The sequence below is a fragment of the Acidovorax benzenivorans genome (assembly GCF_028680575.1).
Classification (GTDB): Bacteria; Pseudomonadota; Gammaproteobacteria; order Burkholderiales; family Burkholderiaceae_C; genus Acidovorax; species Acidovorax benzenivorans.
Window position 1 is genome coordinate 162,177 of sequence record NZ_JAPCKI010000006.1, and the last position, 24,659, is coordinate 186,835.

30 protein-coding genes are annotated in these 24,659 nt (G+C 61.4%); 14 read left to right on the forward strand and 16 right to left on the reverse strand.

Annotated elements, in window-relative coordinates; genetic code table 11:
• Nucleotides 1-12 precede the first annotated feature (12 nt).
• A complete protein-coding gene (locus OIN59_RS12760) occupies nt 13-837 on the reverse strand; it encodes a DUF932 domain-containing protein (RefSeq protein ID WP_274110814.1) in 825 nt (274 codons plus the stop codon).
• A 522-nt stretch (nt 838-1,359) separates the two neighbouring features.
• Here OIN59_RS12760 and OIN59_RS12765 point away from each other — a divergent pair.
• Complete coding sequence (locus OIN59_RS12765) at nt 1,360-2,028, forward strand: DUF6988 family protein (protein ID WP_274110816.1); 669 nt, start codon at nt 1,360-1,362, stop codon at nt 2,026-2,028.
• Between the two features lie 30 nt (nt 2,029-2,058).
• On the opposite strand, the gene OIN59_RS12770 is transcribed toward OIN59_RS12765, so the two are convergent.
• Entirely contained in the window at nt 2,059-2,409 is a 351-nt protein-coding gene (locus tag OIN59_RS12770; protein ID WP_274110818.1) for a DUF2958 domain-containing protein, read from the reverse strand.
• Between the two features lie 387 nt (nt 2,410-2,796).
• Here OIN59_RS12770 and OIN59_RS12775 point away from each other — a divergent pair, with 387 nt between their 5' ends.
• From OIN59_RS12775 to OIN59_RS12805, 7 genes are read left to right on the forward strand one after another with little or no spacing between them, the layout of a single operon-like run.
• A complete protein-coding gene (locus tag OIN59_RS12775; RefSeq protein ID WP_160854105.1) occupies nt 2,797-3,003 on the forward strand; it encodes a type II toxin-antitoxin system RelB/DinJ family antitoxin in 207 nt (68 codons plus the stop codon).
• A 35-nt stretch (nt 3,004-3,038) separates the two neighbouring features.
• Complete coding sequence (locus OIN59_RS12780; protein WP_274110821.1) at nt 3,039-3,959, forward strand: ABC-three component system protein; 921 nt, start codon at nt 3,039-3,041, stop codon at nt 3,957-3,959.
• A complete protein-coding gene (locus tag OIN59_RS12785) occupies nt 3,956-4,204 on the forward strand; it encodes an ABC-three component system middle component 6 (protein ID WP_160854109.1) in 249 nt (82 codons plus the stop codon). Before OIN59_RS12780 ends, OIN59_RS12785 begins: the two co-directional genes overlap by 4 nt.
• Nucleotides 4,201-5,922 (forward strand): ABC-three component system protein, encoded by a 1,722-nt coding sequence (locus OIN59_RS12790; RefSeq protein WP_274110822.1) that lies wholly within the window; start codon nt 4,201-4,203, stop codon nt 5,920-5,922. The genes OIN59_RS12785 and OIN59_RS12790 overlap by 4 nt, the downstream gene beginning before the upstream one ends.
• Nucleotides 5,923-5,935: 13 nt before the next feature.
• Nucleotides 5,936-6,718, forward strand: a complete 783-nt coding sequence (locus OIN59_RS12795) for a hypothetical protein (protein WP_274110824.1) — start codon at nt 5,936-5,938, stop codon at nt 6,716-6,718.
• A gap of 33 nt (nt 6,719-6,751) precedes the next feature.
• Nucleotides 6,752-7,777, forward strand: a complete 1,026-nt coding sequence (locus OIN59_RS12800; protein ID WP_274110826.1) for a DUF4917 family protein — start codon at nt 6,752-6,754, stop codon at nt 7,775-7,777.
• A 19-nt stretch (nt 7,778-7,796) separates the two neighbouring features.
• Nucleotides 7,797-9,356, forward strand: a complete 1,560-nt coding sequence (locus OIN59_RS12805) for an LA2681 family HEPN domain-containing protein (protein ID WP_274110828.1) — start codon at nt 7,797-7,799, stop codon at nt 9,354-9,356.
• 20 nt (nt 9,357-9,376) lie between these two features.
• Here the strand turns inward: OIN59_RS12805 and OIN59_RS12810 are convergent, their stop codons facing one another.
• The 3 genes from OIN59_RS12810 to OIN59_RS12820 are packed head-to-tail and all read right to left on the reverse strand — an operon-like array spanning nt 9,377 to nt 11,642.
• Complete coding sequence (locus OIN59_RS12810) at nt 9,377-10,192, reverse strand: TIGR02391 family protein (protein WP_274110830.1); 816 nt, start codon at nt 10,190-10,192, stop codon at nt 9,377-9,379.
• 20 nt (nt 10,193-10,212) lie between these two features.
• Entirely contained in the window at nt 10,213-10,692 is a 480-nt protein-coding gene (locus tag OIN59_RS12815) for a hypothetical protein (RefSeq protein ID WP_274110832.1), read from the reverse strand.
• A gap of 11 nt (nt 10,693-10,703) precedes the next feature.
• A complete protein-coding gene (locus OIN59_RS12820; protein ID WP_274110834.1) occupies nt 10,704-11,642 on the reverse strand; it encodes a hypothetical protein in 939 nt (312 codons plus the stop codon).
• A 187-nt stretch (nt 11,643-11,829) separates the two neighbouring features.
• Here OIN59_RS12820 and OIN59_RS12825 point away from each other — a divergent pair, with 187 nt between their 5' ends.
• Entirely contained in the window at nt 11,830-12,168 is a 339-nt protein-coding gene (locus tag OIN59_RS12825; protein ID WP_274111178.1) for a helix-turn-helix transcriptional regulator, read from the forward strand.
• A gap of 14 nt (nt 12,169-12,182) precedes the next feature.
• Here the strand turns inward: OIN59_RS12825 and OIN59_RS12830 are convergent, their stop codons facing one another.
• The 7 genes from OIN59_RS12830 to guaB all read right to left on the reverse strand — a co-directional run bounded on the left by OIN59_RS12830 (nt 12,183) and on the right by guaB (nt 18,511).
• Nucleotides 12,183-12,707, reverse strand: coding sequence for a helix-turn-helix transcriptional regulator (locus tag OIN59_RS12830; protein ID WP_274110836.1), 525 nt, complete (start codon nt 12,705-12,707; stop codon nt 12,183-12,185).
• A gap of 4 nt (nt 12,708-12,711) precedes the next feature.
• A complete protein-coding gene (locus OIN59_RS12835; protein WP_274110838.1) occupies nt 12,712-12,987 on the reverse strand; it encodes a hypothetical protein in 276 nt (91 codons plus the stop codon).
• A 60-nt stretch (nt 12,988-13,047) separates the two neighbouring features.
• The gene (locus OIN59_RS12840) at nt 13,048-14,304 is read right to left on the reverse strand and encodes a tyrosine-type recombinase/integrase (protein WP_274110840.1); all 1,257 of its coding nucleotides are present in this window, start codon (nt 14,302-14,304) and stop codon (nt 13,048-13,050) included.
• A gap of 301 nt (nt 14,305-14,605) precedes the next feature.
• Nucleotides 14,606-16,225, reverse strand: coding sequence for a glutamine-hydrolyzing GMP synthase (guaA, locus tag OIN59_RS12845; RefSeq protein WP_274110842.1), 1,620 nt, complete (start codon nt 16,223-16,225; stop codon nt 14,606-14,608).
• A 12-nt stretch (nt 16,226-16,237) separates the two neighbouring features.
• Nucleotides 16,238-16,672 carry a type II toxin-antitoxin system VapC family toxin gene (locus OIN59_RS12850; protein ID WP_274110844.1) on the reverse strand — a complete coding sequence of 145 codons (435 nt, stop codon included), beginning with the start codon at nt 16,670-16,672 and terminating at the stop codon, nt 16,238-16,240.
• Nucleotides 16,669-16,926, reverse strand: coding sequence for a type II toxin-antitoxin system Phd/YefM family antitoxin (locus tag OIN59_RS12855; protein WP_274110846.1), 258 nt, complete (start codon nt 16,924-16,926; stop codon nt 16,669-16,671). Before OIN59_RS12855 ends, OIN59_RS12850 begins: the two co-directional genes overlap by 4 nt.
• A gap of 109 nt (nt 16,927-17,035) precedes the next feature.
• Nucleotides 17,036-18,511, reverse strand: coding sequence for an IMP dehydrogenase (gene guaB / locus OIN59_RS12860; RefSeq protein ID WP_274110848.1), 1,476 nt, complete (start codon nt 18,509-18,511; stop codon nt 17,036-17,038).
• 108 nt (nt 18,512-18,619) lie between these two features.
• Here guaB and OIN59_RS12865 point away from each other — a divergent pair, with 108 nt between their 5' ends.
• Entirely contained in the window at nt 18,620-19,162 is a 543-nt protein-coding gene (locus tag OIN59_RS12865; protein WP_274110850.1) for a DUF4124 domain-containing protein, read from the forward strand.
• A 45-nt stretch (nt 19,163-19,207) separates the two neighbouring features.
• On the opposite strand, the gene OIN59_RS12870 is transcribed toward OIN59_RS12865, so the two are convergent.
• Both OIN59_RS12870 and OIN59_RS12875 read right to left on the reverse strand, forming a co-directional pair.
• A complete protein-coding gene (locus OIN59_RS12870; RefSeq protein ID WP_274110852.1) occupies nt 19,208-19,573 on the reverse strand; it encodes an RnfH family protein in 366 nt (121 codons plus the stop codon).
• Complete coding sequence (locus OIN59_RS12875) at nt 19,566-20,006, reverse strand: type II toxin-antitoxin system RatA family toxin (RefSeq protein WP_274110853.1); 441 nt, start codon at nt 20,004-20,006, stop codon at nt 19,566-19,568. Before OIN59_RS12875 ends, OIN59_RS12870 begins: the two co-directional genes overlap by 8 nt.
• Nucleotides 20,007-20,136: 130 nt before the next feature.
• Between OIN59_RS12875 and smpB the strand changes: the two genes are divergently transcribed.
• The 4 genes from smpB (at nt 20,137) to OIN59_RS12895 (ending at nt 22,639) form a co-directional block, all read left to right on the forward strand.
• Nucleotides 20,137-20,610: an SsrA-binding protein SmpB gene (gene smpB / locus OIN59_RS12880; RefSeq protein ID WP_056063871.1), complete on the forward strand. Its 474-nt coding sequence runs from the start codon at nt 20,137-20,139 to the stop codon at nt 20,608-20,610.
• Between the two features lie 146 nt (nt 20,611-20,756).
• Entirely contained in the window at nt 20,757-21,128 is a 372-nt protein-coding gene (locus tag OIN59_RS12885; protein WP_274110855.1) for a COG4315 family predicted lipoprotein, read from the forward strand.
• Between the two features lie 33 nt (nt 21,129-21,161).
• Nucleotides 21,162-21,710: an RNA polymerase sigma factor gene (locus OIN59_RS12890; RefSeq protein WP_274110857.1), complete on the forward strand. Its 549-nt coding sequence runs from the start codon at nt 21,162-21,164 to the stop codon at nt 21,708-21,710.
• 23 nt (nt 21,711-21,733) lie between these two features.
• Complete coding sequence (locus OIN59_RS12895; RefSeq protein ID WP_274110859.1) at nt 21,734-22,639, forward strand: anti-sigma factor family protein; 906 nt, start codon at nt 21,734-21,736, stop codon at nt 22,637-22,639.
• Nucleotides 22,640-22,679: 40 nt separating this feature from the next.
• Here the strand turns inward: OIN59_RS12895 and OIN59_RS12900 are convergent, their stop codons facing one another.
• Both OIN59_RS12900 and OIN59_RS12905 read right to left on the reverse strand, forming a co-directional pair.
• Nucleotides 22,680-23,774 carry an enoyl-CoA hydratase/isomerase family protein gene (locus tag OIN59_RS12900; protein ID WP_274110861.1) on the reverse strand — a complete coding sequence of 365 codons (1,095 nt, stop codon included), beginning with the start codon at nt 23,772-23,774 and terminating at the stop codon, nt 22,680-22,682.
• A complete protein-coding gene (locus tag OIN59_RS12905; RefSeq protein WP_274110863.1) occupies nt 23,771-24,646 on the reverse strand; it encodes a DMT family transporter in 876 nt (291 codons plus the stop codon). Before OIN59_RS12905 ends, OIN59_RS12900 begins: the two co-directional genes overlap by 4 nt.
• Nucleotides 24,647-24,659 lie beyond the last annotated feature (13 nt).

Here is a 24,659-nt window from a genome sequence, read left to right on the forward strand (position 1 = left end):
GGGGGGAACGGTTCAAGCCTTCAACTGGCGCATGCCATCGGCCAGCAGCCACAGGGCGCGGTTCAGGCGAATGTCGGAATCGATGCCCTGCACGGGGCGGGTCTGCTGCCTGCGGCCATTGGCAGCACGGCCGGACAATCCGCCCTTGGTCAGGTTCTCCTGCGTGCGGTTGAACACACTCCACAGGTCGGGGCGGCGATCGTCGAAGCGGCGCGGCATCAGGATTTGTGATTCCGTGACGGGCGCGGGCTTGGCTGGGTCGTCATACTTGAGGGCCAGCGCTGCGCGGGCGAACACTTGCGATTCGCCATCGTCTAAGGTGATGCTGCGCATCAGGTCGCGCGACTCCTTCACGCGGTCAAAGCCGTGCAGCACCTCGAAGGCGCCTTCGATGACTTGGCCCGCCACGTCGCCCTTGTGGTGCACCCGCACATCGGCCACGGTGTCGCCACACACAAGCCCATTGCTGCAAACGAATCTGAACTGGCCCGCCAGCATCTGGTAGCTGCTCGTGCCGTCGTGCGAGTTCAGCAGGATGACTTCGTTGGCCTCTGCGCCGTTGATCTGGCTGGCATGGCGCAGGCGAAGCATGTGTTTCGTGTGCTCGCGCTTGCCTTCATCGCGCACGCGGGTCTGGCACACCATGAAGGGCTGGAAACCCTCCTTGCGAAGATCGGTCAGCACAGCAGCCGTGGGGATGTAGCTGTAACGCTCGGAGCGGCTTTGGTGCGGGGCATCCGCGAAGATGGATGGAGCCACCCGGCGAATCTGGTCATCGGACAGCGGGGTGTCGCTGCGCAGCGCGGGGGAATGGGAGGCAAAACGGTTGGCAAGCATGGCGTTCTCCTAAACAAAATGGCTGTTGAAGAAAACCGCACACCGGATTCCTAGATTCGGAGCCCAGCCTGGTGGCTGTTCGGTGCGGTCGGCACGAAGAACCCGGTTGGCCTCGTTGCCACCGTCTTTCCTGAGTTCATCGCCCGCGACGGTCAGGAGCGCGCGAACGGGCGCCGTCAAGGAGACAAGCGCAGGGTTGGTGCGGCCCGCAGGCGCAGCCAAGGACACGGCCCTGCGCGCCTTGATGGCACACGGGAGCGGGCTACAGTCGCGAGCAAGGTGATGGAGTCAGGGAAGACGGCTGAACAAGGCAACGGCCCCTTCCACCGCCGACCGCACGGCAAGCGAAGCGCGCAGGCCCGAAGCTGGAAGCCGGGCCGGAGGCGTCAGCCGAGCGGAGCGAGGGAACGATGGAAGCCCGAGAGGGGCGAGACTCGCGCAGCGAGGCTCGATGCGCAGCACGACAGCGCGACCGGCCATGTTTCCTTGGCCGGGGACGCACGACCGTCCTACCATCCCTCTATGGAGGAAACCATCATCAATAACGACGACCCTTTGGAGCACATGCTCCGCCGCTCCAATGCCTTACAAGAACGGCTGGATGAACTACTGGGTGATGCCGAGTTCGATGGATCGCCCCGTGGCGAATCAGCCCTCGGCATGTGCTTGGTCGCCATGGAACATGCAGCGGCAATGCGAGCGTTGATGGCGTTGCGACTGCCCACGTCCGCCGTCGGCCTCATGCGCCTGCAGTTCGAGACCCTGACGCGGGCGATGTGGCTGCTCTACGCAGCCAGCGACGCAGCGATTGAAAAACTGCTGGCGCCACTGACGCTGCAAAGCGAACAGGCGGCTAAGAACCTGCCTGGCGCCAGCGAAATGATCGAACAGATCGGCAAGCGGGTCGGGCAAGGCGCGCCGGCAGCCGCTCACCAGATGCTGTCGCACTTCAAGGAGGTGACCTGGCACGCCATGAACTCATTCGTGCATGGCGGCATTCATCCGCTAAGGCGCAATGCCGAGGGCTTCCCGGTTGATCTTGCGCTACAGGTGCTGCGCAGCTCGAACGGTCTGACCACCATGACCGGCATGACGATGGCAGTCCTCACCGGCGACGAAGCCGTGGCCAAGCCGGTAAGCAAGATCCAGCCGGCCTTCGCCGATTGCTTGCCGGATCTGCTGAGACCGTGAACGGGGCATCTTGCGACGCCCCTTGTCCGGTTAGTGGACGATCCGGCCAGCGTGGCGCGCATCACGCGCGTAAGCGCTCAACCGCTTCTCCGCACGAAAGTGCAGATCGCGCTCGATCGGCAAACCAAGCCGACCGCGTACCGAAGCAAGTTCGGCCAAGCTGACCCAGCCCAGTTCAGGCATCCCCAGGCCGAGGTCGCACAGGCCAAAAGCGTGGTCGTAGTCGTCCGGGTCGATCTCAGTTAGCAGCCAGGTCGCGCCGGCATCCGGCGTGAACAGCTTGACCACGGGGGCCGGATCAAAGTCCGGGTTCTGCAAAGATTCGCGGCCGTTGGCCAGCTGCACCAAGCGCTGCTCGTCAGTGATGAATGTGTAGTCCATGGTGACCTCCTGGAAGGTAGTCGGGCGGAATTGCCCAGCCCTTCCGGGTCACGGCGCAGCACAAGCAGTCAAGGGGCAAAGACGGCCGCAGGCCGCAAGCGTGCACGGCACGCGCCGCCCTTGACGGCGAGCACGCCGTGGCACGATGAAGGGAACAGCAAACCGCCCCACCCTTCCGCAGTCCTGCCCTTGCAAGCGAAATTCGCGGACCCGCGAAGGCCGAAGTCGTCAGCGGTCAACGCCGGATGACCGCAACTCGACCCAAAGCGAGGGGCACAGAGCCCGCAAGCCCAGCGGCGGGACGCCCGGATGACTGCAACAAACAGTAAATGACATGGAGGCCCAAATGGAGCACAATGTAGCTACAACCAAGGCTTGAGGCATGCAATGGCAAGCAGCAGTGATGTCGTTCGCGCCCGAATTGACGGGCATATCAAAGAGGAGGCCACGAACGTGTTGGCAGGCATGGGGCTGTCCGTTTCAGACGCCATTCGGGTACTGCTCACGCGCATTGCAGCCGATAAGGCACTGCCCTTCGACATCAACCGTGCGCAGGCCCAGCCCATCCACAAGAAGCCCGGCGCTTCTGCCTGAAAACTCCAAGAACATCAAGGCCAGGGCTCGAACGCATGGATCGCATACAGCAACTCAACTACGAGAAAGACTTCCGCATCGCCTTCTTGGAATCCAAGGGGGATGGGTTTCAACGTCTCTTCGAGAAGCTGATGTCGAAGGCACACCCCAATGACTTTATGGCTTGCCGCCCCTGGGGCAACGTTGGGGATCGGAAGAACGACGGATACCTACCTTCCGCGCGAATCCTGTTCCAGAGCTACGCCCCCAACGAACTGACCGCGGCCGAGGCCATCAAGAAAATCAACGAGGACTTCGAAGGGGCTAAAGAGCACTGGGAAGACTATTTCGATGAGTGGACCTTCGTCCACAACGCACCCGATGGGCGTCTGGGTCCACACATCATCGAAGTCCTGGCCAAACTCGCGCAAGACAACCCGCAGATCAAGATCGGACACTGTGGGTACGAGGAGATGCTGGCGAAATTCCGTCAGTTAAGCCTTCAGGATCTCGAGTCCTGGTTCGGCCCCTCGTTGACGATGGAAGCAAATGTCAACTTGGGCTTCAGCGATCTGGCCGCTGTGCTCACTCACATCAGCATCACGCCCGTACCCACGGCGAGCGAGGTGAAGGACGTTTCGCGCGGAAAGATCGAGGCAAACCTTCTGTCCCAGGCTGTCGCCGACTTCCTGAAAATCGGCATGCAGAAGTCGCCGCTCGTTGCGCAGTTCTTCAATAGCTGGAAGAACCCCACCTACGGCGAGCAGATCGCGCAGGCGTTCAAGAGCGAATACGTGGGGCTGCGGGATGGAGTTCCGCAGCTCCATCCTGATGAAATATTCGGCCGCCTAGAAGTTTGGGCTGGGGGCACGACGAACACCACGCCCGCGCACAAGGCGGCCGTGTTGGCCGTCATGGCGTACCTGTTCGACAAGTGCGAGATTTTTGAAGATGCTCAAGCGATGGGGATTGCATGATCCTGCCATCCAAGCATCTGCCGCAGGATCGTGCGCTATTGACCGTCGGCGCGCATGTTCTGACGTTCCTCGCACGGCCCAAGACTGTCTCCGCGCTTTGGGAGGAATTGAACAAGCATGACGTCGGCTTGGCGGCAACGCCCCGGCGCATTACTTACGACTGGTTCTTGCTCGCCCTCGACCTCCTCTATGCCCTTGGAGCCATCGAACTCGAAAGCGGCCTTGTGGCAAGGAGGGCAGCGTGATTCATCACATCTTCAGCACGCTGCCTAGCTTCAAGAATCTTGGAGATCTGAAGCCTGGCCTGAATGTACTGCTCGCCCAAAAAACCGAGGGGGCAACCAGCAAGCAAACGCGCAATCGCGCCGGCAAAACCAGCTTCGTTGAGCTGGTGCATTTCCTGCTCGGTGCCGAAGCTGGCCCGGAGTCGATTTTCCGCACTGCGGAACTGGCCGAACACACCTTCGGCATGGACTTCGATCTGAAGTCGGAACGGGCGGTGGTCGAGCGCAGCGGCAGTTCCAAAGCTAAAATCTTCGTGACTGTTCCGCCTGCCGCGAAGGTCAAGTTCTCGGCCACCGAGTGGTGTACGTTCCTCGGCGAACAAATGTTCGGTCTGAGCAGCCTTGAAGCTGCTGGTAGCAAGCCGCCTTCGTTCCGGTCACTGTTTGCGTACTTTGTGCGCCGACAGGCGAGCGGCGCTTTCATGACGCCGGAAAAGCAGGCCACGATGCAAGGAACCGGCGACATGCAGATGGCGCTGATGTTCTTGCTCGGACTGGACTGGCAGATTGCCCGGGATTGGCAGGCTGTCCGCGATCGGGAAAAGACTCTCGAAGAGCTGAAGAAGGCGGCCGGGAACGGCGCATTCGGTTCAATCATCGGCAAGGCCGCCGACTTGCGCACGGAGCTGACCATTCAAGAAGCCCGACTCAAGAAGCTTCACGCAGAAGTTGAGACTTTTCAGGTCTTGCCAGAGTACCGGGAACTGGAAGTCGAAAGCGCCAGTTTGACTCGCCAACTCAACGAGTTGGCCAACGCCAATACCATCGACTTCTCAGCTATCCGTGATCTGGAAAGCGCACTGGCCTCGGAGGTTCCGCCAGACCATGAAGACCTCCAGGCGGTCTATCAAGAGGCAGGCATTGTGCTGCCCGGCTTGGTCAAGCGCCGCTACGAGGACGTGAAGAGCTTTCATGAATCGGTGGTGCGCAATCGCAAGGACTATCTGTCCAGCGAACTCGAAGCTGCGAAGCTGCGTATCGAGCTGCGCGATAGCAAGAAAGCTCAGTTTGACCAGAGGCGTGGCGAAATCCTGGGCATTCTCAGGAGCCACGGTGCGCTCGAACAGTTCCTCAAGCTGCAAGGCGAACTGGGGCGACTTGAGGCTGAAGTGGAATCGCTGCGGCAACGCTTCGAAGCCGCAGAGCAGCTTGAAGGCACTAAGAACGAGTTGGAGATTGAGCGCAACCGCCTCACGATCCGCTTGCGGCGCGACTTCGCCGAACAGAAGGACAGACTGGCAGAGGCCATCGTCGCCTTCGAGGAAACCTCTCAACGCCTGTATGAGTCGGCCGGCAGCATGACGGTCGATGAAACGTCGAATGGACCGATCTTCAAGTTTCCGATGCAGGGCGAGCGCAGCAAGGGCATCAAGAACATGCAGATCTTCTGCTTCGACATGATGCTTATGCGCTTGTGCGCCAAGCGCCAGATGGGGCCGGGATTTCTGATCCATGACAGCCATCTGTTCGATGGCGTTGACGGACGCCAGGTCATCAGTGCATTGCGTCTTGGCTCAGAGATCGCGCAAGAGCTTGGTTTTCAATACATCGTGACGATGAACGAAGACGATGCCTTCAAGGAGACCATAGATGGCTTCGACCTCAACAAGTATGTACTCCCCACGCGCTTGACCGACGCCACGGAGGACGGCGGGCTGTTTGGTATCAGATTTGGATGAGTGAGCAGAACGCATGATCGGACACAGAACCCGCTACTCGTTTGCGCAATTCCTCGAACTGCAGGAGCCCATGATTTCCATCGTGCTCCTGAGCAAGTACGGCGTGCAGCACCTTTCGTTCTCTCGAGAGCAACTGCTGTACGAACTGCTGAACATACTGCGCGATCTCGATGACCACATCATCATGCAGGTGCTCGCCGAGGTAGTGGCGACCCAAGGCGATCTGCGAACGAGGGTCAATCCGAAGTATCGGTTCGAAGAGCGAATACGCGATCTGAAGCAGTGCCTACTACTGGACGGCTACATCATCCAAGACGAGAGGCTGGTCCAGACCGACCCGTCGATTTCCGATGCCGCGCCGCTGGAGGATGACCTGATCGACGCCCTACAGAACTCGGGGGCTCCTCGTGCGCAGGAGATCATCGCAAAAATCAACGATTCGGCCAGCGCATTCCGGGCGACACCACCCGACTACAACGCATCACTCGTGAATGCCCGCGTGGCGCTAGAGACGTTGGCAGGTGATGTAGCTGCCGACGTTGCATCGCGGTCGCAAGGCCACGCGACCTACAACCCCTCGAAGTGGGGCGAGGTGCTGTTGTTCCTGCGCACGAGTGGCGAGATCACGACCGAGGAGGAAAGAGGACTCGCCGGCGTATTCGGTTTCCTGAGTCCTGGCGCTCATCGCCCGGTGGGCATTCCGGAAGATCAGATGACACGGCTCGGCCGCTCCTTCGCGCTCAATATGTGCTGGTTCCTGCTCAAGAACCATCTCCTGCGAATCCGACAGCCTTGAACACACTTACTCGATCGCGCAAGGAACGACGACATGCCGTTTGAGATCAGGTCGTGGGAAGCGATTGTCGAGAACTACGGTTGCACAATTCTCCTCGGCAACGGTGCCAGCATTTCCGTCAGTCCGAGCTTTTCGTATGCATCGCTGCTTCAACACGCTGCTGAGCACAACTTGCTTCCCGAGGACGCTCAGCAGTTGTTCAAGTTCTTCCAGACCAACGACTTCGAACTAGTTCTTCGGATCGTCTGGCAGGCGTCGAACGTCAACCGTTCGCTACGAATACCGGATGAGCGGACCCATGCCGCCTACGTCGCTCTTAGGGACTGTCTCATCCAAACGGTCCGCAACATTCACCCGGAGCATGGTGCGGTAAGCGCCCACCTGCCAAGCATTTATCAATTCCTGAAGCGATTCAGTACCGTCATCTCGCTCAACTACGACCTGGTTGTGTACTGGGCTATGACCTACGGGTTGGACATCGACGACCAGCATGCGTTCAAGGACTGCTTTGTGGGAGGCGGTGCCTTCGACGATGACTGGCAGCGATTCAGGCAACCGATCCGAGGAGATCGTTCAACCTCGCTCGTTTTCTATCCGCATGGCAGTTTGGTGTTGTGTCGAAACTTGGTCGAACAGGAGCGCAAGATCCATAACCTTCAGGGCGGTTTGCTGGAGGCTGTCCTGCAACGCTGGCAGGACGGAGAGGTCGTTCCTTTGTTCGTGAGCGAAGGAACATGGCCACAAAAAGTTGCCTCCATCCAGAACAGCTACTACCTCTCCACCGTCTACAGAGAGGTTCTGAAATCGCACCGGGAAACGCTAGTGGTCTACGGCTGGGGCTTCGCGGACCAAGACATCCACCTCCTTCAGCGCATGAAGGACACGGGTATAAATCGTGTAGCGGTATCAGTATTCCGAGGCGATCAGGCGTACTGCAACCGGGTCTTCCAGATGATCCATGATGTATTGGGAGCGCATGTCGAAGTGGAATTCTTCGACAGCGAAAGTCCCGGTTGCTGGACCCACCCGACCCACCAAGAACCACGCCCTGCCGTATAGCGCGCGGCGCAACCCCTCTATGTCATCAATGCTGGACAGGTTCTATGAGCGGTCCGCTCATCTAATTGCCTTGCTGAACAGCAATCCAGCCGAGGCCGTGAAACAGGCCCGAGAGATCAATCTCGATCTCGATACAGATGAGCGATTCAACCTGATGGGCCTACGCGCAGCGATCCTGGTCGATGGCGGCACGTTGACTCACCAGCAGGACGCGATTGAAGAAGGGCTCGCGCTGTTTCGTGAACTCCACAGCTCATTTCCAATTGCTGACGTCACGTATAACTTGGCCAATGGGCTGGTCGCCGCGACAGGTTTCCCACCTCGCAATGCAAATTGGTTGAACCATCAGGAGCTAACTAGAGAGCGACGCGCAGAAGCACGACGATGTTTCTGGAAAGTAGCTCAGGATCCGGATGCCGATTCAGCGCTGCGAACTCAAGCTTGGACGAATCTCGCCAACCAGTTCAGCGGCAGCTATCGGCTTGGCGAAGCCCATGATGGATGGCTTGCTGCACTAGAAATTGATCCAGAGAACGGAGTTGCAGCAAGCTCAGCGGCCCGTAGTTTGCTTTGGCTCTATGAGCGAGGTGGGTGCTCAGAACTCACGCGTGTCGAGGCGATTTTGTTGGCCAAGATCGCGGACCGGCATAGGGATCGAGTCATCCAATACGCCGGCGTGCAGGCCGCGGAGCAGATCGCCGCGTTCGCAAGCAAATTGGGAGATGCGCCACCGCGATCACCGCATCAAGATCCATTCATCAGGTGGGTCGAGCGTGAACGCCTGACGCTTGCGCCCGTCGTCGAGCTCATCGATCCCAACTTGGGCAAGTTGGACTGGCTCATGCTGCCCGGAATTCTGGAGCGAGAGTCAGTTGCAGTCGGGATGCCTCTGCCCGTGTTCGCCATGTTCAACATGCTGAAGAGCGACTTCATACTCGCGCGCGACTTGTTATGGCGGGCTAGCGATGAAAACGCGTGGCCTGCGACAGGGCGATTTGGGGACACTCTCGACTATGCTACCTATGGCCCTGATGCGTCTGCCCTCATCTTGGCACATCGCACGGCGCTCGACTTGCTCGACAAGATCGCCGTAACAGCGAACCATTACTTCGAGCTTGGGCAATCGCCTGACAAGGTCTACTTCGGGAAATTGTGGCGCGGAAAACCTGACAAGACCACCGGCGCGCACCCACTTGCCGAAGAGGTGGAGAAGGCAATTCGGGGGGGCGCCAGTGCCCTCTATGGCCTTGTAGAGCTTGCCGAGGACTATGACAACAGCGCGGGAATTTTGCGTTCTCAAAAGCACCTCCGCAACGCAGGCACGCACCGATTCGTGGTACTGCATGACATTGGCGATCCAGCGAACAGCAGGCAAGCGCCGGAAATCGAGCATCACCGAAGGGAACCATTTACACAGGAAGTACTGCGTGCTTTGCGTGTTGCCAGGTCGGCCATCCAAATGCTTGCACTTTCGATTTCGCAGCATGAACAAGGTTTGGCACAGCGGGCAGGCGGCCTTGTTGGATCACTGATCGTCCCCGACCACGACTGGATTCGTGGGCGCGACGACGAAACTTAGATCCATTCTTGTCCTTACCCTTATGGTGAAACGGCAGCTGCTTTCACGGTGCCGTCCAGCTTGCGGTGAATCAGCGATATCAGGGTCAGGATGTCCAGTGCATCTTGTTCGGACATGGGCCAATTCGTCTTGGGTGCATGCGCCAGCGGATTGCGCACGGCGCCGAACAGGCCGATCAGCAAGTTGGCAAAGCCTTTCTGCTCGCTCTTCACAGACTCCGTGGTGAGCGGCCCCAAGGCCAGGACCGGCTGCTGGCCTGCGAATGCTTTGTTCACCAGGTCAGCGCCGTCGCCGTTCAGACCTGACAGCAGGCGAATCCTCTCTGCAACGCCTTTTGTTGCCTCAAAGACAGCATGGAAATAGTTTTCGTCCAGCAACTCTGCGCGGCAGTAGTTCAGCACTTCCGCGTGCACGATGCGGCTTTCCAGCGCGGCCTTAAGTCGTCCCGCGCGGGCGCGTGCAGCGTCGAGCGTTGTAGCCTTGTCGGCGTGCGCGACCTTGCCATCCTCGCGCACGTAAAAACCCGAGAAGGCTAGGACGACGTTAAGTTCGTCGCGCCGCCACGCAAACGTCGCAGGGCCACGGGCGTAGTTGACTGGGTTCATCGCCCGGTTGACGAACATGATGAGATGGTTGCCGAACTCATGCTGGTTCTGCGCACCAGCCAGCGCATTGAACAGCCGCTTCCACTTCGTCATGCCGGGCGAGGTGTCCGCAATCTCGATCTCCTGCAACAGGCGCTCGATCTGCGTACCGCTCAAGCCGCGCTCAGTATCGGCGAGAACACGACAGGCAGCTTCCAAGTGCTGTGAGCTGAACGGTGGAATTCGTGTCATGAGTTCTTCTCGGCAGGCCCTCAAGCCCATTCAAGTGCGATGATGATCGCCTGTCCCTCGGTGCCGACCTCCACGAACAGGGCGTGTTCGTAGCCAAGCTGCCGCTTGTAGCCTTGAAGTTTCCGAAGATCGATCTGTCGGTTAACGCGGCTCGTTGATTTCTTGAACTCCAAGACCAGATGGTTCTCCTTCGTTCCACGCCGATGCACGATCACATCTGGAAATACGGTCTTCGCCTCATCATCCTCGCTGTCCGGGTAAAGCTCCAGATGCCCAAGCCTTTTCGGCTCTATGCCATCCCGGTTGTATTCGCAATCGACAGTCCAATCAGGAAAATGACACTGGAGATACATGGCGAAGCGAAAGGTGATGGATCGTTCATTGGCGTCGATGCCGAGCAAGTCATGGTCATTGACCAGTAGCTCGGACAGTGCGTGTACCACCGCATCGCCAGGTGGATGATGCTTGAGGTACGCAATTTGAGCTGCAGTCAGTGCCATGCGATGCCCGCCTACTGAACATCCACATCAAAGGACGCGTGCACGGATCGAAACGTCGTCAGGATTTTCCGCCTGGCTTCGTCCAGTTCGACGGCAACGCGCTCTGTGAGCTCGAACGTGGGGCAGTTCGGTTGACCGCATCCGCAGTGCTTGATCTCTCCTTCCTTGAGCCGGGTCACAAAGATGCGGCGCAGTTCATCGACCTGACGAACAACGTTTGCAAGCACCGCCTGGATACGTTGATCCTGAAGATGGTGGATCGAAGGGATACGCCTGATCTCGTCGCCCTCGCGCGTCCGCCACACGCCAGTGTTGAGTGCGCCAATGGTGTCTTCGACCGCCTGCTGAAAGGCAGGCAAAGAGCTTTCCTGCTGAAACGGCGTGCGAAAGGCCGGACGATCAAACACGGCCGCCATCAATTGCAGCGCATCAGCGTCCGAAAGGTCAGGAAAGTCGTCCACGAACTTTCGGATCTCCGCTTCAGCATCGGGAAATTCGATGCCCTGGACGAAGCGATGCAGCAGGTACTCGGCACGAAGCCGCAGGTTTTCCTCGAACTCCACTCCTGACCATATCGTCACATGCGCAACTCCCAGGGAAGCTGCGGCTTGCTCAATCCGTATTCGGCTTGCGTCTGAAACGGCGCCACGAGAGACGAACTTGAAGGCATCTGGCGCCCCGCCTATTGCCTTGACCGCCTTGCCCATGTCGGCCTCGGCTTTCGCCAACGTCAACGTTCCCCGGTTCGCGCATTGGATGATGGTCTTGCGTGCCGGCTGGTCATCGAATGGCTCGATACCGGAGATGTCCCGCCCTTGGTCGCCTCCCGATTGGCCGTGCCAAACGAGGCCGCGCCAGCCAACGCGCACGTGGTACGCAAAGACCAAGCGCTCAAACTGGAGGCCGCTGTAGTCCTCAAAATGAATCGGAGAAACCGTTACCGTCGCCATGCTCTCCCCCTCTTCCCTCGGCTATTTGTCTTCAGTACGCCTCACTACGCTCCTGAGAGTTTCCGCGATAGCCCATGAAAGACACGATATCGTCACGCGGCGGCAATCCATGCATCGCCGAACAATCACGGAGTTCGACATGGAGAATAACCCGTTAGGAAAAATCGACCTGGACACGGACCTGGCGATGCGCCCGCAACCGGCATCCCTCCCCTTGCCAGGCTCGAACGCCTACGGGGATCTTCCGCAGTTCCCCAAACACGGCGCTCTGCCATTTCGGCGCACCATCCGCCGCCACGAGTTGCGTCAGATCGTCCCCTTGGCCGAAACGACAATCTACGAAATGGAGCGCCGCGGTGAGTTTCCGCGGCGCTTCAATCTGACGCCACGCTGCGTGGTGTGGGACCTGGCCGAGGTGGAGGCCTGGATCGAGAAGCGCAAGCAAGCCCCTCGCATCAGCGCCGGCAAGCCGGATGTCCACCTACGAAAAACCCGCCCTGTTCGGGCGGGTTCCAGTCAAAGATGAGGCTGGCGGCAGCCTCATCCAACGAGAGCTTCCAACCCCTTGGAAGCCGAACCCGATAGCCGCTGCCCTTCCTTGGCAACATTGACCTGGAGAGCCACGCGCGCCACCTCCAGAACGTCCAAAGCCAGCGAGTAGCTGCCCTTGGCCTGCAGCCAGGCCAACACATCCGCCAGGTGCCAGATCGACGCACTGCCCTCATGCACCGGCGCCGGGAAGCTGCCCGGGTGGGCCAGCATCAGCTTGCGCATGTTCTGCCGCGACACGCCGACGATGTCGGCCACATCGGTCAGCCCGACCAAATCCGGCGCAACCTCGATCAGCCTGGCCAACGGTACGGCGCGCCGCACGTCGGCCAGCGCGCTGCGCACAGCCGCGTCCGCACTGTCCGCCTCGCGGGTGAATTCCAGCGCGAGCCGCCCCGGCTGCCCGATGCCGACCAGAGCATCGTCGCAGCCGGCTTCGCCCAGGCGCTCGACCAGCCCATCCGGGTCACTGTCATCATCGGCAAGCTGGTATTTCAGGGTGAAGGTGTATTCCATCGCGCTATTCCTCGGCACCGTCGGCCGCCTCCTGCTGCTTGCGGTGCGTGGTGCAGTTGTCCACGACGCGCCGCAAGGCGCGCGCGTGGTTCCCTGGGTTCTTCGGCGTGCTCCACACGCTGGTGACACAGAACTCGCCGCAACGACACTCCGCGTCGTTGTACGGACAGTAAACCCGCCCCCAGGCGTGGCTGCCGCCGACTTCCACGCGCCAACCCTGCCCTTCGGCATGCCTGAGTGCTTCCTCGACCTCTTTCTTCGGATGAGAGGAACGGGCCATCAAGAATCTCCAGTATGGGAATGATTGGATAGGTTGTCAAGTGACAACCTATCCACTGCTTCAGGCCATTGCACTCAACACCGGCACGACGACGTTGTCGGGCATCAGCTTTGGCACGTAGGTCTGCCCGTCGATCCAGGCATCGACCATGCTGGCCCACTCCTGCAGCATGTGGCGCCGCTGCTCGGCGTACTCGGCCTTGTTGTAGATCGAGCGCGAGGAACGCCCCTCCTCGTGCGCAAGGCACTTCTCGATCCAGTCGCGGTTGAACCCGATCTCATTAAGCAGCGTCGAGCCCGTGCGGCGCAGATCGTGGACGGTGAACGGCTCCAGCGGCAGGCCTGCAGCCTTGGCCCGCTGCGCCACGATCTGCGTGACCCGGTTGAGGGTCGCGTGGGACATGCAGCGGTCGGAGTCGTAGCGCGACGGCAGCACGAACTTCGAGCCGGCCGCGCAGGTGTGCAACGCCACCAGGATGTCCAACGCCTGGCGCGACAGGTAGACCACATGCGGGTTGCGCCCCTTCATCCGCTGCTTCGGAATGGTCCAGGTCGCGTTCTCGAAATCGACCTCGTCCCAGGTGGCCTCGATCAGCTCGCTCTTGCGCACCAGCGTCAGCAGGACCATGCGCAGCGCCAGACGGATGGTCGGATAGGTGGCCACCGACTCCATCTGCCGCGACATCAGGCGGATCTCCAGCGGTGACAAAGCACGGTCCTTCGGTACGAAGGTCGCAATCGAGGCTGCGCCCACATCGGCCGCCGGGTTGTCCACCTTCTCCCCATGTAGGATGGCAAAGGCATAGACCTGCTTCACGATGTCGCGGACGTGCACTGCGGTGGCTGGCGCCCCGCGCCCCTTCACCTTGCCGCACAAGGCGCGCAAGTCATCAGCGGTGATTTCGTTGAGCAGGCGGTTTTGGAAGGCCGGCAGGATGTCCCGATCGACGATGCTCTTACGCATCGCTCGCGTGCTATCGGCCATCCTGGCGCCGGCCAGCCATTGGGCCGTCATGTCGCCAAAGTTCTTGGCGGCGGTCAGGCGGCGCTTCTCGCGCTGCTTCTCGTGGGCCGGAGACTTGCCCTGGGCGACGGCCTTCTTGGCATCCAGCAGCTTTTCGCGGGCCATCGCCAGCGAAATACCCGCCGGCCCATAGCGGCCAATGGTCAGGGTCTCACGGCGGCCGTTGAGACGGTAATCGAAGCGGAACGTGACGGTACCGGTGGGCGATACCGTCACGTACATCCCATCCCGGTCAGAAGCCTTATAAGTCAAGGACTTAGGCTTCAAATTACGCAGTGCGGTGTCGGTAAGCATCGAGGTTTTTCCTCCTGTTCATGACGGCTTTTACCGTCAGGGGTCAGGAGACCTGCTGATGCCCGGAAAGCCGCATGAAACAAGCTTTCCAGAGGAGTGATTTACCGTCAAAGACCGATTTGGTCTCGATAGTCAACAAGGAGGTCTTAATCCGACCTCCGGTTTCTACCGTCACCTCTACCGTCAATCCGTTTCGCTGCCCGGCGATAGCTGCCGATAGCTGCCGCGACGTATTTCCTTTGAAATCAACACGTTACGGCGGATTTTCGATAGGTAGCGATAGTCCCCGAAGGACCTGATTTCACTCCCACTCAATCGTCGCGGGCGGCTTGCTGCTCACGTCATACGTCACGCGGTTGATGCCGCGCACTTCGTTGATGATGCGGCCCGACACCTTCTTGAGCAACGCATAGGGCAACTCTGCCCAGTCGGCGGTCATGAAGTCGCTGGTCTGCACAGCGCGCAGGGCGACCACGTAGTCATAAGTGCGGCCATCGCCCATCACACCCACGCTCTTGACGGGCAGGAAGACGGTGAAGGCCTGACTGGTCAGGTCGTACCAGGTCTTGCCAGTGGCGTCGTCCACAAAGTTGCGCAGCTCTTCGATGAAGATCGCATCGGCGCGGCGCAGCAGGTCGGCGTATTCCTTCTTCACCTCACCCAGGATGCGCACGCCCAGGCCGGGGCCGGGGAAGGGGTGGCGGTAGACCATTTCGTACGGCAGGCCCAGGGCCACGCCGAGCTCGCGCACTTCGTCCTTGAACAGGTCGCGCAGCGGCTCCAGCAACTTGAGGCCCAGTTGCTCGGGCAGGCCGCCCACGTTGTGGTGGCTCTTGATGGTCACGGCCTTCTTGCTCTTGGCCCCGCCGCTCTCGATCACATCGGGGTAGATGGTGCCTTGGGCCAGGAAGGTGGCTCCCTTGTGACCAGCCGTACCCGCCTTGAGCTTGGCCGCTTCGGCCTTGAACACATCGACGAACAGTCCGCCGATGATCTTGCGTTTTTGTTCAGGATCGCTCACCCCAGCCAGCTTGCCCAGGAAGAGGTCGCTCGCATCCACGCGGATCACCTTGGCGTGCAACTTGCCTTCAAACATTTCCATGACCATGTCGCCTTCGTTCAGGCGCAGCAGGCCGTGGTCCACGAACACGCAGGTGAGCTGGTCGCCAATGGCGCGGTGGATCAGCGCTGCGGCCACGGACGAGTCCACACCGCCTGAGAGACCCAGGATCACCTCTTCATCACCCACCTGCAGGCGGATCTTCTCCACAGCCTCGGCGATATGGTCGCGCATCACCCAGTCGGGGTTCGTGCCGCAGATGCCGAGCACGAAGCGGTCGAGCAGCGCCCGGCCCTGCACGGTGTGCGTGACTTCTGGGTGGAACTGCACGGCATAGAAGCGGCGGTCTTCGTCGGCCATGCCAGCAATGGGGCAGCTGTCGGTGCTGGCCATGAGCTTGAAGCCTGGGGGCAGCTCTGTGACCTTGTCGCCGTGGCTCATCCAGACGTTGAGCATGCCGTGGCCTTCAGGGGTGGTGAAGTCGGCGATGTCCTTGAGCAGTGCGGTGTGGCCGCGTGCACGCACGGCCGCAAAGCCGAACTCGCGCTTGTGGCCGGTTTCGACCTTGCCACCCAGTTGCTGCGCCATGGTCTGCATGCCGTAGCAAATGCCCAGCACGGGCAGACCCAGATCAAACACGGCTTGTGGCGCGCGGTCGGTGGTGTCTTCGGTCACGCTGGCGTGGCTGCCCGACAGGATGATGCCCTTGAGCGAGCCATCCTTGGCATAGTCACGCACCCATTCGTCGGTCACATCGCAGGGGTGCACTTCGCAGTACACATTGGCCTCGCGCACGCGGCGGGCGATGAGCTGGGTAACTTGCGAGCCGAAATCGAGAATGAGGATTTTCTGGTGTTGCATGGTGGTGGTCCGTCAGAGGCGAGAGAGGTCGAGAAGAGGTACACCGCTGCGCTGTGCGGCAGCAGCCTGTTGGGGATCAAAGGTGGCCAGGGGCAGACGCAACGAGCGGGCCAGCCACAGGTAGGCAGCATCGAAGGTGGGCAGGCCCGTTTCCAGTGCCACGTCGAGCACGGCCTTGTGCTGGGCAGGGGCCAGTTCGTGCAGCTCCACCCGATGGCGGATCGCTTCGAGCACACCCCACAGGCCTTCGACGGAGGTTGCGGGGATGCGCCCGCTGTTCACACCGTTGGCGAGGATGTTGTGGCACTCCCAGTGCCAAAGGTTAGGCGCCTGGGGCTCCACCTCGTCGCGGCGGATCAGGGTGTAGAGACGGCGGGTGCGCTCGCTGGCAGCGTCGGGCAGCAACCAAGCAGCGGTGACCGAGGCATCCAGCACGAAGGCAGTCATGCAATGCTCCGCCCGGTGTGGCGCAGGCCATTCACCGTCGATGCCCCTGCGGGCTGAATGCTGGCATGCAACGCGTCCATTTGACCCAGTTCGCGCGCAATTTGCTCGTCAGAAATCACCGGGCGGCGGCGCACAGGCAGCATACGCACCACCTCTTTGCCGTGGCGGGTGATGCGCACTTCCTCGCCCTGCTCGACCAGTTCGATCAAGGCGGAAAACCGGCTCTTGGCTTCGTAGATACCGACGGACTGCATGGATGTGCGGACCTCAAAAAGAAAAGTCTGGCCTGAACAATGAATTCAGACCAGACTATATCAGTCTGACCAGATTTTTTCAATCAGGCCAGATAGGATCAACAAAGGATTAATCAGCGCGGTAGTTCGGCGCTTCCTTGGTGATCTGCACGTCGTGCACGTGGCTTTCACGGATGCCGGCAGTGGTGATCTCGACGAACTCGGCCTTGTTGTTCATCTCTTCGATCGTGGCGCAACCGCAGTAGCCCATGGAGGCACGCACGCCACCGGCCATCTGGTAGACGATGGAAACCATCGAGCCCTTGTAGGGCACCCGGCCTTCGATGCCTTCGGGCACGAGCTTGTCGGCGTTGGGGTTGCCCGTGCTCGATTCCTGGAAGTAGCGGTCGGCACTGCCCTGCTGCATGGCGCCGATGGAGCCCATGCCGCGGTAGCTTTTGTAGCTGCGGCCCTGGTAAAGGATGACTTCGCCGGGGGCCTCTTCGGTGCCGGCAAACATGCCACCCATCATCACCGTGCCCGCTCCAGCGGCCAGGGCTTTGGCGATGTCGCCACTGTAGCGGATGCCACCATCGGCAATCAGCGGCACACCAGTGCCCTTGAGCGCAGTGGCCACGTTGTCGATGGCCATGATCTGCGGCACGCCCACGCCCGCCACGATACGGGTGGTGCAGATCGAGCCCGGGCCGATACCCACCTTGACGGCATCGGCGCCCGCCTCGACCAGGGCCAGTGCAGCTGCGCCCGTGGCAATGTTGCCGCCGATCACTTCAATCTGCGGGTAGTTCTGCTTGACCCAGCGCACACGGTCGATCACGCCCTTGCTGTGGCCGTGGGCCGTATCCACCACGATGGCGTCTACGCCGGCCCTGACCAAGGCTTCGACGCGTTCTTCGGTGCCCTCGCCCACACCCACCGCTGCGCCTACGCGCAGGCGGCCAGCGGCATCACGCGCCGCATTGGGGAAGCTGGTCTGTTTGGTGATGTCCTTCACCGTGATCAGGCCCTTGAGCTCAAAGGTGTCGTTCACGACCAGGATGCGTTCAAGCTTGTGCTTGTTGAGCAGCGCCTTGGCTTCGGCTGGCGTGGTGCCCTCCTTCTCATTCACCGTGATGAGCTTTTCGCGCGGCGTCATGATCTGATGGACCTTGACGTCGTAGCGCGTCTCAAAACGCAGGTCACGGCCAGTGACGATGCCGACCACCTTGCCGCCGTCGCATACCGGGAAGCCCGAAATACCCAGCTGTTCGGACAGTTGCAGCACCTGCAGCACGGTGTGCTCGGGGGTGATGACCACCGGGTCGCGCAGCACACCGGACTCGTAGCGCTTGACCTTGGCCACATGAGCAGCCTGCTCTTGCGCCGTGAGGTTCTTGTGCACGATACCGATGCCGCCCTCCTGGGCAATGGCAATGGCCAGACGCGCCTCGGTCACGGTGTCCATGGCGGCGGACACGAGCGGCAGGTTCAGTTGGATATTGCGGGAGAATTTCGTCGCGAGGGACGTGTCCTTGGGCAGGACCTGGGAGTACGCTGGCACCAGCAACACATCGTCGAAGGTGAGCGCTTTTCCAAGAAGGCGCATGAGAAAGCTCCAAAAAACGGATTGTACCCGCGCCGCGTGTGGTGAAAACGCGCCCACCCGTCTTCAACGCACTGGCGGGGGGGGAATCACATGGATAAACTTGCCCGCATGAAAATGCACAAGCTTCTTCTGCTGGCCGTGGCCTGCACCTGGGCCATGGGCGCGGCGGCGCAATGGCAGTGGACGGACAAAGACGGGCGCAAGGTCTTCAGCGACCGTCCTCCACCACCCGACATTCCTGAGAAAAGCATCTTGAAACAGCCGGGTGGCAACCGCCCGGCACGCGCTACGGCCCCGGCAGCGCCAGCAACCTCCGATGCAGCCCCGAGCGCTGGTGCCGCCCCTGCAGTAGCCACAGCACCCAAGGCCGCCGCCAGTGCACCGGGTGCAGGCAAGGACAAGGAGCTGGAAGAGAAAAAAGCCCAGGCTGAGGCCGCGGAGGCCGCCAAGAAAAAAGCTGAGGACGAAAAAATAGCCAAAGCCAAGGCTGAAAACTGCACACGTGCACGCGCAGCCAAAGCGGCGTTTGATGCAGGAAAGCCCATCACGCAAGCCAATGCACAGGGCGAAAAAATCTTCCTGGACGGCCCTGCCCGCGCGGCCGAAGCCAAACGCATCGACGAGATTGTTGCGGCCGACTGCGTACGCTGAGTTACGGGCTGCTCCGCTACAAGGCGAAACAGCTCCACTTTTTCATCAGTAGCCCGACTTGCCCCCAGGTCGGCGACGCGCAAAGAGTCCTGTAGTGCGTGCCCCTTGGCGGGCAAAGCGCTCCCGGCGCGCCACCTTGGGGTCCACCTTCAACGGCCGGTAGATTTCTACGCGGTCCATCGGCTGCAACACCACATCCAGGTTGGCAGCACGGCCCCAGATGCCCACTTGCGGCGAATCACCCGCCACCGGCATGCTCAGGCTTGAGATACCACAGCTGGCGCGCAGAGCATCTGCCACCGTGCTACCCACCGGCACATCCAGGACCCATTCGCGCGTCTCGCGCGAGCCCAGGCAGGCCACGACCGTGATGGAGATGGTCTTCGAAGCGCCGTCCATGGCTTCACCCATAGACCTGTTCCGCCCGCTTGACGAAAGCATCGACCATGCTGCCCGCAATGCGGTCGAACACCGGCCCCACGAGCGTGGCCAATGCGGCACTGTCAAACCCATAGTTCAGCATCAGTTCCACCTTGCATGCACGCTGCGTGCCGTCCCCCACGGGGTGAAAGTGCCAATCTCCATCCAGCCGCGAAAACGGCCCTTTCACCAGATGCATCTGCACGCGCTTGCCCGCCTCATGGGTGTTGCACGTCACAAAGGTCTGGCGAATGCCGCTGAAGGCAATGCCCACCTCGGCGGTCATACCTTCACCGGTCTGCTCCAGCACAGCGGCGCGGTCGCACCAGGGCAGGAACTGGGGGTACTGTTCCACCCCGGTGACCAGGGCAAACATCTCTTCGGGGCTGTACCAAATGAGGACGGACTTGTGGACGGTTTTCATGCAGGCAACTGGCGCGGGGCTTTCGAAGGGGAAAGGCGGGCCGGGGAAACTAGAATCACGGGTCTCTGAACGGCCACAATTGTATGTAGGGAGATCTTTTATCTCCCGCAGGGCGCCGCATCTGAACTACATGGCCAAAAAACCCGATCCCACCTCCCGCATTGCCGACAACAAGAAAGCGGCCTACAACTACTTCTTCGAGGAGCGCCACGAGGCGGGCATGGTGCTGCACGGCTGGGAGGTCAAGGCGCTGCGCGAGGGCAAGGTGCAGCTGACCGATGGCTACGTGCTGATCCGTGATGGCGAGCTGTATCTGCTCGGCTGCCTGATCATGCCGCTGAAGACAGCGTCCACCCATGTCAACCCTGAATCAGCGCGTACCAAAAAATTGCTGCTCAAGAAGGACGACATCAAGCGCCTGATTGGCAAGGTCGAGCAAAAGGGCTACACGCTGGTACCCATCAACCTGCACTGGAAGAACGGCTTCGTGAAGTGCGAGATCGCCCTGGCCAAAGGCAAGGCCGAGCATGACAAGCGCGACACCATCAAGGACCGCGAAGGCAAGCGCGAAGTGGAGCGCGCCATGAAAAGTCGCAGCCGCTGATTCCGGCGTGCAGTGCAGTCTGTGTGTACCCAGCCCGGCGCTTGAGAATTTTTTTGCGACGCCGTGGAATAAATCGCTAGGCCCATGTGTTTGTCCCGGTGCAAGGCAGCATTCGCCTCCGCCTGCACCACCCTCTGGAGAAACCCATGAAGAAACTGATCTCGATGGCCGCATTCGTCGCAGCCGCTGCACTGGCTGGCTGCGCCACCATGAACGACTCGCCCGTAAAGACCATGGACGGCGTATTGGTCGGCGCAGGCGGCATGACGCTCTACACGTTTGACCGCGATGCCGCTGGCAGTGGCAAGTCGGTGTGCAACGGCCCCTGCGCCACCAACTGGCCACCGCTGATGGCCAGCAAGGCGCCCGGCAGCGACTACAGCGTCATCACCCGCGACGACGGCAAGACCCAGCTGGCCTACAAGGGCAAGCCGCTGTACTACTGGATCAAGGACACCAAGCCCGGCGACAAAACAGGCGAAGGCGTGAACCAGGTGTGGCGCACCGCACGGCCGTAAGAGCCCGCGCAGCGCAACACAGCCCCTCACGGCATGAATCGCTCCCAGGTCATCGAACAGCTGCCCGGCCTGCGCCGTTACGCGCGGGTGCTGACAGGCGACGCCTGGGCGGCAGATGACCTGGTGCAAGACACGCTGGAGCGGGCCTGCAGCAAGTGGCTGCTGTGGCGCACGGGCAGCAACCTGCGCGCGTGGTTGTTCACGCTGATGCACAACCTGTACTTGAACCAGCGGCGCGCGCTGCCCGCACTGGCCCCCTTGGACATCGACGAGGTTCAAGACCTGCTACCGGGTGCCCGCGCGCCCTCCGACGACGCCCTGGACCTGGAGCGCTGCCTGCAGCGCCTACCCGCCGACCAGCGGGCCGTGCTGCTGCTGGTCGCTATGGAGGACATGAGCTACGAAGACACCGCACGCATCCTGGGCATTCCGGTGGGCACCGTGATGTCGCGCCTGTCGCGGGCCCGCATGCGCTTGCGTGCGCTGATGGACCGCGAACCCACGCAAGGCTCCGCGCCGGCCACCCAGGCAGGCTCAGTCGCAGCAGCAAGCACAGCGCCTGCACTGCGTCGCCTCAAATAGTCACTCTGACCCGATCCTCCACCATGGACCCGACACACCCTGCCCCCCCACCACGCGCCGATGAAAGCAGCGCCTGGCATGCCCTTGTGGACGGCCAATTGCCGCCCACCGAGGCACAGGCACTGCGCGAGCAACTGCGGGACGACGAGGAGGCGCAGGCCACACTGGCCCACTGGCAGGCACAGCGGGACCGTTTGCACACCCTGCACCAGGACCGGCTCCACGCTCCCGTGCCCGATGCCTTGCTGGCCGCTGCGTTGCGCGCCACAGACCGCCGGGAGCAGCAGGCGCAGTGGTGGCGTTGGGGTGGCATGGCCGCCTCGGTGTTGCTGGCCTTTGTGCTGGGCTGGGCGGGACGCGGCCAGTGGCCCGCCGGGGTGCCTGGCAAAACACTGGCTACCAACCAAGGCGCCACGCTGGTAACGGCCGAACCGGCACAGCGCTTCGCACAGCAGGCCTCGGTGGCCCACGCGGTGTATCAACCCGAAGTGCGTCACCCCGTAGAGGTCACGGCTGCCCAGCAAGACCACCTGGTGCAATGGCTGTCCAAACGGCTGGACCGACCGCTCAAGGTCCCAGTGCTGGGCGCGCAGGGCTATGAACTGGTGGGAGGCCGGTTGTTGCCCGGCGACACCGGCGTGCGCGCACAGTTCATGTACCAGAACAGCGCAGGCCAGCGAATCACGCTGTACCTGGGCGCCTTGGCGCCCACCTCGCCCCGCCCTGCCAGCGACAGCAAGGGCGACACCAAAGCGCGCGTGGAAGCACCGGAGGCAGCACCCGTCACCGCGTTCCAGTTCACGCACGAAGGCCCGGTGCCGGGCTTTTACTGGACGGATGCGGGCTTTGGCTACGCCCTGAGCGGGCAGTTGTCACGCCCCGAGTTGTTGAGCCTGGCCACCGCGGTGTATCAGCAGTTGAGCCCCTGACGCGCCGCCAGGGGCTCGGACCGACCAGGGCCTTCGCCGGTCAGGACAAATGGGCCAGCGGGTGGGCGTGCGCAGGCCAGGGGCTGGCGAAGAACGGCGCCACCACCTCCGGCGTCACGTCTTCGATACGGCCAGGATTCCACTGGGGCGCGTGGTCCTTGTCCACGGCCAGGGCACGGATGCCCTCCACGGTTTCACTCTGCCCTGGACGCAAGAAGAAGCAGTGGCGCACCATGTCGCGCTCCATGCGCAGGTCGTCGGCCAGGCCCATCGTGCGGGCGCGGCGGATCTGCTCCAACACCACATGCAGCATCAGCGGCGAACGCTTGCGCAACGTAGCGGCCGTGGCGCGAGCCCAGTCACCCTCAGCGGCTTCCAGGGCGGCGATGATGTCCCCGACGGTGGGGAGCGAGAAATATTGGTCAATTTGGGCTCTGGCGCTTGAATCACGTGCGTCAGAAGCTACAAATTTTGTAGCAACATAGTCACACACCGCCTTGCCATCTGCAAAGCTCTGGACTCCCAGCACCTCCCACACGGCGGCCTGTTGGTCCGAGGGCAGGCAGCCATCGGCCAGTTGGTAGGCAATGGCATCACCCGCGCCGATGGTGTCGCCGGTCAGCGCCAGCCATTCGCCCACGCGACCCGGGCAGCGGCTCAGAAAGTAACCTCCTCCCACATCGGGGAAGAGGCCAATGGCCGTCTCGGGCATGGCCATCTTGGTGCGCTCGGTCACCACACGCAGGGTCGCGCCCTGGCTGATGCCCATGCCGCCGCCCATCACGATGCCATCCATGAAGGCGATGTAGGGCTTGGCGTAGTTGTGGATCAGGTGGTTGAGCGCGTATTCCTCGGTGAAGAAGTCCTCGATCAACGGGTTGCCCTGGCTGCCCGCCTGGTGCAGAAAGCGGATATCGCCACCTGCGCAGAAAGCACCAAACGGGCCTTCCTTGTTGCTGCCACGGATGGCCACGGCCAGCACCCGCGCATCGTTCTGCCAGGCCAGCAGGATGCCCATCAGGTCACGCACCATACCCAGCGACAAGGCATTGAGCGCACGCGGGCGGTTCAGGGTAATGAAGCCCACCTGGCCACGCACTTCGCTCAACACTTCAGACACAACCGTCTCCGTCATTTTTGTTCCTTCCAACCCAACAGTTCATTGAAAACCAGCGCACCGATCACCAGTGCGCCCCCCGTCAGCACCGCCGTGCCGGGCTTTTCGCCCGCGCCCAACCATGCCAGCAAGATGCCAAAGATCACTTCGAGCAGACCCAGCAGCGCCATCTCGGGCGCTTTGAGCACACGCCCGCAGCGCACGGCCAACACACAAGGGATGGCCAATTGCACCACGCCCAGCAAGGCCAGCAGGCCCAGGTCATGCGCCGACGCCTGAAAAGGCAGCGCCAGTGGCAGTGTGGCCATCACCGAGATCACGGCACCAACCAACACCGCAGGCACCAGGTCCACCGCATGACCATGGCGCTGCGAATGTTGCACCACCGTCCAGTTGATGGCGGCCGCGACCGGCACACACAGCGCCACCAGCGTACCAGCCAGGGGCAGGCCCGCCATTTGCGAACCATACATCCACGCAATGCCCAACCCCGCCACGGCAATCGCTGCCCAGGTGCGCGGGGCGATGTGGTGACCGATGAACACCCTTGCAAACAGCGCAGTGAGCAGCGGCCCCACGGCCATCGTAACCAGCACGTTGGCCACCGGCATGAGCACCAGGGCCACCATGAACGCCGTGAACATCACGCTCCAGCACACGCCAGAGATCCACAACGCACGGCCACTGTGACGCATGGAGGCAAACACCGCCCTGCCCTGCAGCGCGGGCAGGATGACCAGCAGCGACAGCAAGGTGAAAAAGCTGCGCCAGAAAGTCACCTCAAAGCTCGCTGCATGTTCCAGGTGGCGCGTCACCACGCCGGCGATGGACCACATGAGGGTCACTGCCACCATCAGCACCACCGCGCGGGAATGTGTGAGTTTCAACATGGTTTGTGCAGGG

What these genes read in the sequence shown, in the direction of transcription:
- OIN59_RS12760 (WP_274110814.1), bottom strand. Translation starts at nt 837, where the DNA reads ATGCTTGCCAACCGTTTTGCCTCCCATTCCCCCGCGCTGCGCAGCGAC.
- OIN59_RS12765 (WP_274110816.1), top strand. Translation starts at nt 1,360, where the DNA reads ATGGAGGAAACCATCATCAATAACGACGACCCTTTGGAGCACATGCTC.
- OIN59_RS12770 (WP_274110818.1), bottom strand. Translation starts at nt 2,409, where the DNA reads ATGGACTACACATTCATCACTGACGAGCAGCGCTTGGTGCAGCTGGCC.
- OIN59_RS12775 (WP_160854105.1), top strand. Translation starts at nt 2,797, where the DNA reads ATGGCAAGCAGCAGTGATGTCGTTCGCGCCCGAATTGACGGGCATATC.
- OIN59_RS12780 (WP_274110821.1), top strand. Translation starts at nt 3,039, where the DNA reads ATGGATCGCATACAGCAACTCAACTACGAGAAAGACTTCCGCATCGCC.
- OIN59_RS12785 (WP_160854109.1), top strand. Translation starts at nt 3,956, where the DNA reads ATGATCCTGCCATCCAAGCATCTGCCGCAGGATCGTGCGCTATTGACC.
- OIN59_RS12795 (WP_274110824.1), top strand. Translation starts at nt 5,936, where the DNA reads ATGATCGGACACAGAACCCGCTACTCGTTTGCGCAATTCCTCGAACTG.
- OIN59_RS12800 (WP_274110826.1), top strand. Translation starts at nt 6,752, where the DNA reads ATGCCGTTTGAGATCAGGTCGTGGGAAGCGATTGTCGAGAACTACGGT.
- OIN59_RS12805 (WP_274110828.1), top strand. Translation starts at nt 7,797, where the DNA reads ATGTCATCAATGCTGGACAGGTTCTATGAGCGGTCCGCTCATCTAATT.
- OIN59_RS12810 (WP_274110830.1), bottom strand. Translation starts at nt 10,192, where the DNA reads ATGACACGAATTCCACCGTTCAGCTCACAGCACTTGGAAGCTGCCTGT.
- OIN59_RS12815 (WP_274110832.1), bottom strand. Translation starts at nt 10,692, where the DNA reads ATGGCACTGACTGCAGCTCAAATTGCGTACCTCAAGCATCATCCACCT.
- OIN59_RS12820 (WP_274110834.1), bottom strand. Translation starts at nt 11,642, where the DNA reads ATGGCGACGGTAACGGTTTCTCCGATTCATTTTGAGGACTACAGCGGC.
- OIN59_RS12825 (WP_274111178.1), top strand. Translation starts at nt 11,830, where the DNA reads ATGCGCCCGCAACCGGCATCCCTCCCCTTGCCAGGCTCGAACGCCTAC.
- OIN59_RS12830 (WP_274110836.1), bottom strand. Translation starts at nt 12,707, where the DNA reads ATGGAATACACCTTCACCCTGAAATACCAGCTTGCCGATGATGACAGT.
- OIN59_RS12835 (WP_274110838.1), bottom strand. Translation starts at nt 12,987, where the DNA reads ATGGCCCGTTCCTCTCATCCGAAGAAAGAGGTCGAGGAAGCACTCAGG.
- OIN59_RS12840 (WP_274110840.1), bottom strand. Translation starts at nt 14,304, where the DNA reads ATGCTTACCGACACCGCACTGCGTAATTTGAAGCCTAAGTCCTTGACT.
- guaA (WP_274110842.1), bottom strand. Translation starts at nt 16,225, where the DNA reads ATGCAACACCAGAAAATCCTCATTCTCGATTTCGGCTCGCAAGTTACC.
- OIN59_RS12850 (WP_274110844.1), bottom strand. Translation starts at nt 16,672, where the DNA reads ATGACTGCCTTCGTGCTGGATGCCTCGGTCACCGCTGCTTGGTTGCTG.
- OIN59_RS12855 (WP_274110846.1), bottom strand. Translation starts at nt 16,926, where the DNA reads ATGCAGTCCGTCGGTATCTACGAAGCCAAGAGCCGGTTTTCCGCCTTG.
- guaB (WP_274110848.1), bottom strand. Translation starts at nt 18,511, where the DNA reads ATGCGCCTTCTTGGAAAAGCGCTCACCTTCGACGATGTGTTGCTGGTG.
- OIN59_RS12865 (WP_274110850.1), top strand. Translation starts at nt 18,620, where the DNA reads ATGAAAATGCACAAGCTTCTTCTGCTGGCCGTGGCCTGCACCTGGGCC.
- OIN59_RS12870 (WP_274110852.1), bottom strand. Translation starts at nt 19,573, where the DNA reads ATGGGTGAAGCCATGGACGGCGCTTCGAAGACCATCTCCATCACGGTC.
- OIN59_RS12875 (WP_274110853.1), bottom strand. Translation starts at nt 20,006, where the DNA reads ATGAAAACCGTCCACAAGTCCGTCCTCATTTGGTACAGCCCCGAAGAG.
- smpB (WP_056063871.1), top strand. Translation starts at nt 20,137, where the DNA reads ATGGCCAAAAAACCCGATCCCACCTCCCGCATTGCCGACAACAAGAAA.
- OIN59_RS12885 (WP_274110855.1), top strand. Translation starts at nt 20,757, where the DNA reads ATGAAGAAACTGATCTCGATGGCCGCATTCGTCGCAGCCGCTGCACTG.
- OIN59_RS12890 (WP_274110857.1), top strand. Translation starts at nt 21,162, where the DNA reads ATGAATCGCTCCCAGGTCATCGAACAGCTGCCCGGCCTGCGCCGTTAC.
- OIN59_RS12895 (WP_274110859.1), top strand. Translation starts at nt 21,734, where the DNA reads ATGGACCCGACACACCCTGCCCCCCCACCACGCGCCGATGAAAGCAGC.
- OIN59_RS12900 (WP_274110861.1), bottom strand. Translation starts at nt 23,774, where the DNA reads ATGACGGAGACGGTTGTGTCTGAAGTGTTGAGCGAAGTGCGTGGCCAG.
- OIN59_RS12905 (WP_274110863.1), bottom strand. Translation starts at nt 24,646, where the DNA reads ATGTTGAAACTCACACATTCCCGCGCGGTGGTGCTGATGGTGGCAGTG.